Annotated in this window: 6 protein-coding genes and 1 pseudogene; 2 read left to right on the top strand and 5 right to left on the bottom strand. The window is 39.4% G+C overall.

All coding sequences use genetic code 11. The annotated features are described in order from the left end of the window. Nucleotides 1-109: 109 nt before the first annotated feature. The 5 genes and pseudogenes from V8V91_RS14305 to V8V91_RS14285 form a co-directional block, all read right to left on the bottom strand. Nucleotides 110-1,522, bottom strand: coding sequence for a nuclear transport factor 2 family protein (locus V8V91_RS14305; protein ID WP_373395720.1), 1,413 nt, complete (start codon nucleotides 1,520-1,522; stop codon nucleotides 110-112). A gap of 390 nt (nucleotides 1,523-1,912) precedes the next feature. Continuing rightward, nucleotides 1,913-3,220: a hypothetical protein gene (locus tag V8V91_RS14300; protein ID WP_373395719.1), complete on the bottom strand. Its 1,308-nt coding sequence runs from the start codon at nucleotides 3,218-3,220 to the stop codon at nucleotides 1,913-1,915. 48 nt (nucleotides 3,221-3,268) lie between these two features. Continuing rightward, entirely contained in the window at nucleotides 3,269-5,152 is a 1,884-nt protein-coding gene (locus V8V91_RS14295; RefSeq protein WP_373395718.1) for a hypothetical protein, read from the bottom strand. A gap of 317 nt (nucleotides 5,153-5,469) precedes the next feature. Beyond that, a pseudogene (locus tag V8V91_RS14290) lies at nucleotides 5,470-7,352 on the bottom strand (adenylate/guanylate cyclase domain-containing protein). A 46-nt stretch (nucleotides 7,353-7,398) separates the two neighbouring features. Then, nucleotides 7,399-8,835 carry an FAD-dependent oxidoreductase gene (locus V8V91_RS14285; RefSeq protein WP_373395717.1) on the bottom strand — a complete coding sequence of 479 codons (1,437 nt, stop codon included), beginning with the start codon at nucleotides 8,833-8,835 and terminating at the stop codon, nucleotides 7,399-7,401. 472 nt (nucleotides 8,836-9,307) lie between these two features. On the opposite strand from V8V91_RS14285, the gene V8V91_RS14280 reads away from it, so the two are divergent. Then, on the top strand, nucleotides 9,308-10,684 hold the full coding sequence (locus V8V91_RS14280; protein ID WP_373395715.1) for a WD40/YVTN/BNR-like repeat-containing protein: 1,377 nt from the start codon (nucleotides 9,308-9,310) through the stop codon (nucleotides 10,682-10,684). Next, entirely contained in the window at nucleotides 10,684-12,342 is a 1,659-nt protein-coding gene (locus V8V91_RS14275; protein ID WP_373395714.1) for a hypothetical protein, read from the top strand. Before V8V91_RS14280 ends, V8V91_RS14275 begins: the two co-directional genes overlap by 1 nt. The last annotated feature ends 295 nt before the right edge of the window (nucleotides 12,343-12,637 follow it).

The following is a 12,637-nucleotide window of genomic DNA, read 5'->3' as shown; positions in this document are numbered from 1 at the left end:
GGCTTGTAGGTAATAAACAGTAAATGGCCATGGTTGAAAAATGCTACATGGTCAATTTGCCTTTCGGGAAGCGGGACTCCAGAATCATGTAATTCGGTTAATGCTTCTCCTAAAACAGGTAGAGATTTGAGGTAATCGTAATGTTCTTTGATGACTTCTGGACCAAATTCCTGAATAAAGAGGGGATTTCCTTTTTACTTTCCTCATAGTATTTGAGGAAAATATTTTCCCGAGGTGTTTTGTAGAAAGGAAGGAATCCAGCAAAAGAAGTAAACCATTCTAAATCCCAAGGAGTCCCATCAGCAGTTTCCTCATCATAGATATGAAAAGCACAACCCCAATTTTCAATCCCCAATTTTCTTATTTCTTCTTCTAAAAGAATGGATGCATCTGCTAGTTCATCACTTTTTTGCATGGATAAACTTCTGGCTCTCAATCGCTCTAAAGCCGCCTCTATTTGGGACTCACGTGCTAGAGCCAAGGCATTTTGAAGATCCAAATAGCGCTTGTAGGTTAGTTCAAAGGTGTTTTTGAACAACTTGAGAACACCTAGTTGATTTTGGTTGATGGGTTCATAGGTAGAAATTCCAATTGACCCATTTTCGAAAGAATAGAAATAATAGCTGAGAGTAGTCCTCGTATCCAAAGCTGGATCGTCTGCCTCTCCCATTCCTTTTCTATAATTTCTCCATTCCTCTAGCTCCTTGCCTTTTACCTGAAATTCTGAGAATACGTCTTTCGAACTTCGGGTTTCTTGGATTAGGTTTTCAGTAAAGGGGTGACTCTTATACTCAATGTTGGTAAGGGTTTTGCCTGAATTAGGAGAAAAATCATAATTAAGGAAGGACTCAAGCTGGTCCTGATAAATATTGATCATGGTATTTCGAAGAGAGTCGAATCCATGCTTTTTAAGTTCGGTGAAGATACTTTCTGCGATATGCAATAAATCATCGGTCCTACTCATACCCATGGCTATTGCTCTTATCCGCTCGAGTGAGTTTTGGATTTCCAAGTCTCTGGTTTTGTTTTCCAGCTCGGCCGTCCGCCGGATGATAGCTTCTCTCAGTTCCTTGTTTTCTGCACTGATTTGATCATATCCAATAGTTTCACCTTCATTTGCATTGCTATCTGGAGTAGAAAAATGTTGATAGACAAAAAGCCATCCCTGTTCAGTATGGTGTAAAGCAGACGAAAAGCGAAAACGGTCATAATAGGTCCATTCGGTGCCACTTAAAAAATAGGCATCAAAAAAATGTGTAATGATTACCAAATTCCCTTGCCGCTCAAATGTTTTTTCGTCATTTCTAAGCTGTGTTTTCCCAGCAAGTTGGTCGGCTGTTTTCCGTAAGAAATCGGTAGTTTCTTTCCGAGACAAATATTCCTCATTATTAGTGGAGCCGATAAAGTGATATCCATCGTCAAAAAAGGAATCGTAGGTTTCAATATCTCCTGAAATATAACTGTTCAACCAAGTTTCATAAACTTGAGCTATTTCAGAAGCTTCTATATTACTCAACTTCATTTTATTAAAAATTAAAATTCAAGTTGGTAGAAACTGATGTCCCAGATCTGAGAAAAATGATTCGATGATCTAAAAATCAATTACTAAACTCAAATGCTAATACTGGTGGTAATCCTGAAAGAAAGCGGTCTGAACTCCTTCAAAAGCTTAGTTTCTACTAACTAGTTGGTGTTATTCTGTTTGGTTTAAACAAAATACAAAATCAAATGCTGATACCCGCTAAGAACCTATTGATTTTTAATTAATTGCAGGAAATAATTTAAATACAACATTTTAAAAATGTAATTGAATGGTAAAAAAATGCATCTACACTTGAGCTGTATCAGTCTTTCTCGGGAGGTATTTATTGGATTGATCCCCCGTTTTTAAGGATGCTAATTTCTTACTAACCTATCCTAATCTGCTCCTCGTAAGAGTCTGAAAACTTTTGTCTTCATTTTTTTCCAGCAAAACCTTGTATATAACTTGGTTTACCCGAGTGGGGTAGATGGTACTGGAAGTAGGTCTTTGAGCTTCGATTCCTCCATATAAGAGACCAATTGTAGACACCTGATTTTTCAAAAGGCTATAATCAATAAAGGATTCTTCATTTTTAAATGCTGAAGAAGGGATGAATATTGCATTGGCACCAAGAAGCCCCGGCATTTCTGGGTCTTGTGGAGGGGATTGAATGTATTGGTACATCTGACCTTTTGAAAAGATCATTTGAGTAATGCTTTTCACAAATGGAATTTTTGCGCCACTGTCTCCATTTTCCCAAGAGTTACCAGTAGTATGATATTGGTTCTGACCTATACCTCCTAATAGAACTGTAATGCAGCTATTGGATTCTTTGTCAAAAATACTTGCTTTGGCACAATTGTATTGATTGCTAAGCTGTTTCAAAGAGTCAACAGTAACTGAACATTCATCCTTTTTAGGGTCGTAATAAACGGGATTATAATACCCGTTCCCTTTGGGATCAAATACTCCTCCAAGTCCTGCTAGGAATGTTTTTTCATTTTGATAAATTTTTACTGCATTTAAATCCCTTCGGTGTAAACTTTCGTGTTTGATTTCCCGGACTAAGGTTATTTCTTGATCCTTAAGTTGAAATACTCGGATGGCTCCTGTGTAAAGACCAGATTTTCCAGGATCATAAACACCCTCAAAGCATTGCCCGAAACAGAGATAAAACAAGTCTCCGATTTTCAGTAATTCTCCTCCCGTAACTTTTAAATGAGGGCTACAAGCTTTTGCTACAACAGCTTTAGAAGGATCTCCCTGTTGCTCAATTTCACTCAACAATTTTGGTAAGTCAAAAGCAATTAAGGTATCAAAAGTGTCATCACTCTGCTTATCCGTGGAATGTCGGGCTCCAAATCCTCCTACGATATAGAGAGTGCTTCCATCTTGTTCAAATTGCATGTTGGAAGAGAACAGCTGCTCCCATTCAGGATTCTTGGGGTCTAACTTTAATTCAAGAGATTCAAAACTGTTTAAATCTATCGCCCAAATCGATTGATTGACCCGGCTTTGTTTGAAGGGTTTTTGTAATTGATTTAAGCCATGAAAACCTTCATCTCTACCTCCAAGAATTATTAATTTATTATCCCAAACTGCCCAAGCTCCAGATTGTATCAAGGGCATCCTTTCAGGTTTGGTCATAGGCTCAAGCCGAATGGAAAAGGAAGGAAAATCTAAAGAATCAGTATGCATAAACTTTAGGGTTAATAGATGAAAAACTTGGTATGTGAAAACAAAGGATTACTCATACTTTTTAGCCCAGGCCAGAATTAATTCTCTTTGGGATCGGCTCAACTCCCTGGATCTTCCCATATATAGCACGTCGTCCCAAAGGCTTGGATTTGTACGTTGTTTGACCATGCCTGCCATGATACCATTCTCCCATGCTTCTTTTGTAAAAGGGTGGATTTCCGCCATGATTGGATACACCACATCGTAAAGCTTGAAAACCTCTTCGTACATGACTTCAAAAGTAGGAGGTGCATATTCCGAATGGTTTGGATTGATATATTTATCGTAATCTTTCTTCGGATAAACCCGTAGGGTAGCAAAACTTCCAGTATCCATGATGGTATAATTGGAAGTGGTGAATGTAGGGATTACATCGTCCGGATATTGACCCTTGTAGACAAAGTAGTAAACCGCAGTGTTTTTTATTTTGATTTGATTGGATACCAAATGAACGATGTCTTTGTCTGCAACCTGCTGAGTCCACACATTATCCGGCCCTTTTAAAGGATCATTGGCCGCCTCTGGAACAATGTATTCAGCGATATAAATTTCTATGGGTTGAACGATTGGTTTACCTCTTTGGAAAATCCTTAATCTACAAGGTTGTTTCTGCTCTGAGAAAGACATATAGCCCTCATCGGGATCGTCTCCTTCTTCCCCATAAAGACCCTTTTCATCTGTTAGGATCATATAGGTGGATTCTTTTAAAACAAGTTTTTCTGAGCCGTCTATTAAAGCATACACATAGATGTACTCGTTTTCTATGGTGTCAATAGTAGCAGGATCAGTGATCACAAAATCGAATAAACAGCCCTGAGCAAATACTTTGGAAAGGGGATTGTTCATTGGGTCTACCTGAATGGAAGCAAATTCCGAAGATGAATCGGGTCCGGTTCTAAAGCTTAAAGTGCCCAAGTTCAAAGTCTCAAAGGTTGCCTCCCCTCTTTTGGCGGGCTGAACTTTGTCCACCTGAAATGGAGGATCCATCAATTCCGGCCAACTATTACCCATGTCCACAGAGAAAATGGATAAGGTTTCAGAAAGTTTACGGTTAGAGGCAATTGCTGGCGTCATTTGAATAGGAATCTTACCATCGTTACCTGTATTGGTAAAAATGGGCTGGGTATTCAATGCAATCAAATTTCTTCCCGATACGGCTGATTTCATATCTTCTTCATACCAAGGAGAAATACTTCCTACTGTAGTGGCTTGTGCAGGATTTTTGATTATTCCTTCGGGTTGATAGAGTTCTGGATCATATCTATTTTCAAATACTTCGAAGGTGGAAAAGCTGACAAAAACGCCTTTCAAAGGTCTGCCGTCATAATTATTCTGAGATTCGAAAAATGAGATCAGTTTGCTTTGTTCTGAATTTGGGATGGAATCCATAGGAATGCTCGAAACCCATCTTGCAGAACCTGCCATGGCTGGAAGCCAATTGACTACTCTCCAACTTCCGTAGATCATTGCTGAAAACCGGAAGGGTTTACCTTGGAGAAATACTTGATCTGGTTCAGTTTCTTTGAATAAATTCACGGAAGAGCAAAAGATATTAGCATAGATGCTTTGGCTAGAGATGGTTTCCGCAATCACGGCAGTACTAATTCCACTATCCGGTTTCGTGTCTAGGTTAAATGCACAGGTTAGTAATTCTCCAATTTCTTTGGTTTGAGAAGGATTGTTTTCTGTCCAGGTATTGACTTTACCTCCCTGATAGGTTTGGACACCAGCTACTTTTGCATCATACATTTTCACGCTCATGTCCCCATACATATTCCAATAGCCAGGTGGGTTTCCTATCAAATCGGCTCCTTCTACCTTTCCTAAGTCCTTGTCAGCCGCTTCGTAATAAGGATTATAAGCAACATCCAAAGCTTTGGAATCTTTTCCCAATGGGGTCCTACACCATTCCCGTAGTTTGTCAATCGTATTGATAGGCTCGACTTCTATGTACCAATATCCATTCTCAACATCATGGATGATCTTGGGGTTAATTGTTGGCTTTACCTTTTCAGGAATAGCAGGATCTGAAAAGTATAACCTTGGTGGTAAAAAGCTTTCGACCTTGTTTGGTCATACATGGTTAAAGGGAAATAATAAGAATTATTGATAGTAGGTACATTGATGTCAATTTTCCCACTAAAATGAATCCTTGGAAAGTCTAAAAGTCCCATAAAATTTTAAGTTTCTTACTAGTGATGCATGGTGTTTTATAATCTTTCGACAAAATACATGTCGATCATTCCTTTGTTTTTGGCCTCTATTTTACCTCGATAGGTACATTTAAAATCTTCTTTCACGTAATGATAGGTAGCTTCAGAAATATTTACTCTTCCGATTTCTCCAGAGCTTTCCATTCTACTGGCTAGGTTTACTGTATCCCCCCAGATGTCATAGGCGAACTTTTTATGCCTACGATACCTGCCACTACGGGACCTGTATGAATTCCAATTCTCATCTCAAAAGGGGATTCCCCATTAGCGATTTTTCGTTCTTTGTAGGATGCTAGGTATTCCTGAATTTCTAAACCCGCTTTAACCACGTCCCTGGCATGAGTTTGATTGGGAACAGGTAAGCCTCCTGCTGCCATGTAAGAATCACCAATGGTTTTTATTTTTTCTACGTTGTATTTGCCCATGATTTTGTCAAAAGCGGAAAAACACTCATTGATTTCTTTGACCAAATCGGAGGGAGACATACTTTCTGATAAGTGTGTAAAATCCTGAATGTCAGCAAAAATTACTGTTACTTCTGAAATAAGTTTTGCTTTGGCTTTTCCCGTGTTTTTTAATTCTTCAGCAGTTTCTGCAGGTAAAATATTCAGAAGTAATTCATCACTTCTTTTTCGCTGATATTCTGCTTCATTTTTCTGTTTTACCACCTCTGCTGTTCTCTGCAATACTTTTTCCTCCAATTCCAGATTGACTTTTAATTGAAGCTTTTCATTTTCCTCCAATTGAGCGATGATCTTTTTCTGATTCTGTTCATTTTCCTTTTTAAGGATATTGATCTGGTCTGCTAATGCAAATGACAACAACAGAACCTCAGACATATGACCAATAAAAATGGAATGGGTGGTGAAAAAATTACCTGAAATAACCCCATTCAAGGTCAGGATATACACTACTACCAAAACCAGAAATATTGACCACCCGATGAGGTAGTATTTTGCACTTTGAATTCCTCGGAAGTAGCTAATGACTGCGACTACAATAAAGTAAATACATGTAATCAAGCTAAGTAATTGTGCTAATCCCAGCCCTATAGAATAAGCGGGCGTAAAGTTCATGATGGAGATCAACCCATAGGCAATGATGGTGCCTACCCCTATATAGTAGATGACTTTTTGCTTCTTGGTGATCCGAAGAAAATTCATGGTAAACACCGTGATAATGATATTGGTGATACAAATCAAGAAGCCCAATCTAACATTCAGAATAGGGTGGTTTGGCCATAAAAACTGGAAGGAATAACCCTGTAATCCCATGTAAAAAATAACCGAACCCAGAATATATAAGAGGTAATAAAGGTATCTTTTTTCCCTAATAGAGAAATAAACAAATAGGTTATATAAGAAGGCAAACAGGATAGTACCGGCATAAAGACCCCAAAACAAATTGTGTTCTTGATTATTCTGGGAAAAGACTTTATAGGTCGAGACTTCTATTGGTAAGAGAAGAGGGAATTTACTATGTACTTTTAAATAGATAGAACTCCTGCTTCCGGAGGCAATCGGTAATTTAAATTGGAAATTTTCTGATTGAATAGGTCGGTTTTTGAAGGGTTTGAGAAAACTGCCCTCAAAATGGTTGGTGACTACTCCATCCGAAATGATGTATACCACAAGTTCCTCAAGAAGAGCGTTGTCTATGGTTAAATAAATTTCCTCCTCTGTTTGTCTTTCAAGGTCAAACCTGACCCAAGCATCAAAACTGAGGTTTTCAAGGTTTAGAATTTTAGCATTGCTTCGTTCAAAAGGAAGACTTTGTACCCCTTCAATAGTCAATGAATTCGTGGAATCTACATAATATTCAAGCTGAGGACCTAAAGTCACGCCTTCATTATCCCCAATTTTGATAAGGGATTGAGCCATCGATAAGCTGATAGCAGCAAAGAATAAAACAAGAAATAGAATTGTTTTAATAAGCTTCATATTCAATAGCGCAATTTTCGAATAATGTGACTTGATTTGGATCCTCTATTAAATCAGGCCCGATGGATTGTTGATACCAAAAGAAATTATCTGGATCATATTTTTTCTTAATTTGAACTAGTTGGTTGTAATATTTGCCCCAATAGGCAGTTCTGAAATCCTCTTGTCCCCTGTATGGATAGTTTTGATAGGAGCGGCCATTTGCCAATGGTTTCATAAATTCAAACAGGTCATTGACCCATTTTTCACTAGCTCCCCTATCATGGGTTTCTTTATTGAAAAATGCCTCCGTAAAGAAATCCATGGTGACATTTCTATGAATAAATGCACAGTTTTCTTCAGGAATTAGACTTACGTTTCCACCATAGGCTTCCATGTCAATCATGGTGTATTGATTTGGCGCATGTTTGTAGAAAAATTTAAGAATGTCATACCAGTGATTATAGCCTAATGGCTTATCGATATAGGTACTTTTACTAAATGCCATCACATCTTCGGGTATATCAGGAGTGCCTTCTAAAACCAGATTGTTGACCTTGGAATACTTTCCTTGATAGGAATCCATAGAAAATCCAGAGATATCCAATAATGGCTTTAATGCATCCATAAAATCTTTTTCGGATCCTATCCAAGTCGCGCAGAAAAAGACCATTTTCTCCTTATTGTCATTACTTGAAATGATCGTTTCAATCCCAAGCTGGGGGAGTTTGCCGGGTTTTAAATAAGCTTCCTGAATCGTAAATAGAACCTTGGCGGCAAGAGCAGGGTCTTTCTCGATGGGCCATCTCATTTGAACTCCAAAAATGGTTTCAAGTGGATGGAGCTTCAATTTTGTATTTAATAGGACTCCGAAATTTCCGCCGGTTCCTCCTCGAATTGCCCAAAACAAATCTTTGTTTTTTTCTTCGTTTGCAATGACAATTTTTCCGTCAGCCAGCATTACCTTGACCTCCTTTACATTATCGCATCCCATGCCGTACATTCTGGAGGTAATACTGTAACCTCCTCCCATCATAAATCCTGATGGACATACGGTAGGACAATCCCCGGTAGGTGTATGAAGGTTGTATTGTTCGATTTTGGGGTAGAGATCCCCGAAATTTGCTCCTGATTCTACATCGGCAATTAATTGATCTTTATCCACATGGATAGACTTCATCAGACTCAAATCGATCACCATTCCATCACAGACAGAGAAACAAGCTAAGCTGTGCCCGCTTGACCTAATAGCCACCTGAAGATTTTCTGATTTTGCAAAAGTCAGGCATTTCCTGATGTCCGTGAAAGAAAGTGAATAGACAATTAGTTTAGGGTAAGTAGGGTATAAATCATCAAACTCCTGACGATCTTTATTATATCCCTTGGACCAAGGATATACTACTTTTCCATGAAGTTTCTCTTCCAGTTTGGCTAGTTTTTCCAATGATAATTTATAGCTGGAAGGAATCTTTTTGAAGCCTTTTTGCTCCTTAAAAAATTTAGGGACTTGGCCTTTTTCTCTTGCAAAGGTGTCAATCGGTGACTCATCAGGTTACTAAGTATTGATAAATAAAAGTTATTATCTCAATGTAAGAATTTAGATCAATTAATGAATGTTTGGGTCTTGATTTTATCCAATACTCAATTAAAAAAATATAGAAACAATCTATTTGATAGATAGGTCAACTTATTATTTAATTTATTAAGCATCAGTTTATTTGAATAGACGGTTGCTCTTCGTCATTGGAGTTGAGGTTTCTTTTATTGAATTAATCTGAATCAGGTTTGAAATATATTGATATCTTGAATTTCAGTTTCAAAAAATGGAATGCATGCTTGTGAGTAGGCTAGTAGATCGCTTTCTAAAGCATAGTTTTTTTATCTTTCTAATTATAAGTAAAACCAATCTTTGCCAAATGCTTCAATTTCAACAACTCCGAATTCTTTTAGTAGGGATACTTATTTTTTCTCTCTCCCCATTATTTGGGCAAGTTCCATCCTCTCACTATCAAAACCTTGACTACCGATTGATTGGTCCGTTCAGGGCTAGTAGAACAGTGGGGGGAGTGGGGATACCCTCCCAACCGAATGTGTTTTTTATGGGAGTGAATAATGGAGGGGTTTGGAAAACAGATGATTATGGGAGGACTTGGTTCCCGATTTTCGATGATGCTCCCACAGGTTCAGTAGGTGACATCGCCGTAGCTCCCAGTAATCCCGATATTATCTATGTGGGAAGTGGGGAAGGGCTTCATAGGCCTGATTTAGGGGTTGGAGATGGTATTTTCAAAAGTATTGATGGAGGAAAGACTTGGACCCACATAGGACTGAATGACATACAGCAAGTAGGTAGGTTAATTGTGCACCCAACTGATCCTGACATTGTTTTTGTCGCAGGATTAGGCCACCCTTATGGACCAAACGAACAAAGAGGAGTGTTTAAGACAGTGGATGGTGGAAAGACCTGGAAAAAAGTCCTCTATATCAATGAGAATACAGGTGCAATTCAGGTAGAGTTTGACCCCAATAACCCATCAATTCTATTTGCTGATATGTGGGAGCATCAGGAAGGCCCTTGGGAAAATGCAGCATTTTCTGGTCCTAATAGTGGGCTTTATAAAAGTACAGATGGAGGCGAAACTTGGAGAAAGATTACTAAAGGGCTACCGGGGGCTGATCAAGGCTTGGGAAGAATTGGGGTAGGAATTGCTCCAAGTAATTCCAACATTATGTTTGCTACTGTCGATGCCAGGGACAATGGAGGGATTTATAAAAGTGTGGACGGTGGAGAAAGCTGGTCATTGATTCATCAAGACAGGAGACTTTGGGGTCGAGGAGGGGATTTTGCAGAAATTAAAGTTCACCCGAAAGACCCCAATCGGGTTTACGTAGCCAATATTGCCTCTTATACTTCTGCTGATGGTGGGAAAACCTGGTCTTCTCTGAAAGGTGCCCCGGGAGGAGATGATTACCATAGAATCTGGATCAATCCATTAAATCCAGATATCATGCTTTTCGTGGCAGATCAAGGAGCGGTGGTTACAGTGAATGCGGGTCGTACTTGGAGTTCTTGGTACAACCAGCCAACTACACAACTTTACCATGTAACTACTGATAATGCATTTCCTTATTGGGTTTATGGTGGTCAGCAAGAAAGTGGTGCCATCGGTGTTGCCAGTAGGGGAAATGGAGGGCAAATTAGCTTTAGGGAATTTATGGGTGTGGGAGCAGACGAATATGCTTACGTGGCACCTGACCCAAAAATCCTGATATTATTTATGGAGGCCGAGTGATGCGTTTTGATAAGCGAACAGGCCAATCTACCAATGTAGCTCCGGAAGCTTTGCGTTCAGGTGATTACCGATTTGTGAGGACCATGCCTTTGCTTTTCCATCCTGCAGATGATTCGATACTTCTTTTTGGCACCAATGTATTATGGAAAACTACCAATGAAGGTCAAAGCTGGGAAATAATAAGTCCTGACCTGACCTACGAGCAACCAGAGGTCCCGTCCAGCGTAGGCCATTACAAGACTCCTGAAATGGAAACGATGGCAAGAAGAGGGGTGATTTATGCGCTTGGGCCTTCTCCTTTGAATGTAGATATTATTTGGGCGGGTACAGATGATGGACGTGTACATTTGACTACTAATGGAGGGAAAGACTGGAAAGAAGTTACTCCTCCTGCGATGAGTTCTTGGGACAAGGTATCCCAAATAGATGCAAGCCATTTTGATGAAAAGACCGCATATATTGCCATAAATGCCATCCGAAAAGATGACATGGTTCCTTACATTTATCGGACCCGAGATGGTGGGGAAACGTGGGACTTAATCACGAATGGCTTGAATCCAAACGGTCCCGTGAATGTAGTCCGTGAGGATCCCGTCAAAGAAGGGTTATTATATGCAGGAACCGAGCGGGAAGTGTATTTTTCAATAGATGATGGGGAACATTGGCAGTCTCTCAGAAATAATATGCCAGCTACTTCTATTAGAGATTTAGTGATTCATGAAAATGATTTAGTGGTAGGAACACATGGTCGATCTGCTTGGATATTAGATAACATAGCTCCATTGAGAGAAATGGCTCAATCCCGAGGAAGGTCCGCTTATTTATTTACTCCTTCTGATACCTATCGAGTAAGGTGGAATATGTTTTCAGATACTCCGCTTCCTCCGGAAGAGCCGACCGGCCAAAACCCTCCAGATGGGGCGATTTTGGATTACCAACTCAATCAGTCGGCTCAGCAAGTCAAATTGGAAATTGTTGATGAACAAGGGCAAGTAATTAGGACCTTTTCAAGTGATCAGGAACCGGAAGAAATAGACAGCACTGCTTTGCCTCATCCTACCTATTGGATCAGGCCAGAGCAAAAAGTAGGTGTTTCTAAGGGACACCATCGATTCATATGGGATTTAAAGTATGAAGCTCCTAGAGGTTCCAAGAGAGAGTTTTCAATTGCAGCAGTTTATAAAAACACGCCGAGTGCACCCCAAGGACCTTTTGTGAAGCCTGGAACTTACCATGTAAGATTGGAAGTGGATGGTGAGGTCATTGAAAAACCATTGACGATCAAAATGGATCCTCGGGTAACTATTTCGGAAGAGGCATTACAAATGCAAACGGATTTGAGCAAAACTTGCTATGACAGTTACCATGAATTACAAGCGATTGTTGAAGCGATAGATGATTATTCCAAGCCAAGTAGGGAGCAATTGGGACTGAGAGGAATGGGGAGGGTAGGAAATCCAGATACTATGTATGGAAGTATCCGTGAGACAGATCCGGCTGATGAAACTTTGGTAGGCCTTCAGCAAAAGTTCCTATTTATGATGAATCTGATCCAAGCAGCGGATGTGCAACCTACCCAACAAACCATTCGAGCAGTGAACTCTTTAAAAGAGAGTTTGGAGAAAATTAAATTGCGTTGGAAGGAGGTGAAAGAATAATTTGGTCAGATAGTTTTGTTTTGCCCATCTAGCATTTTAATGAAAAGTACCATTTAAATGCTAGCAGTTTTAGGCTAGTGCTTAATAGGTTTTTAAGGAGTTAAATTCCTCCAGAGATAAGTTGGAGTAGCTCTATGGTCTCTCCGTCAGGTCCTGTGAAAAACATGGTTTTGGCTGTCACGCCCTCTATTTCAACCAAAGATAAAGGTCATGAAGGTATTCCACCTGCTTCTTCCACACGCTTTCCTGCTATTTTCTAAGATTTTTTATAACTTCCTCTATACTACTGACCTAA

The sequence above is a fragment of the Algoriphagus halophilus genome, from assembly GCF_041729275.1.
GTDB classification, from domain to species: Bacteria; Bacteroidota; Bacteroidia; order Cytophagales; family Cyclobacteriaceae; genus Algoriphagus; species Algoriphagus halophilus_A.
The sequence above is the reverse complement of the archived record's forward strand: the minus strand, read 5'-3'. Positions and strand labels throughout refer to the sequence as shown.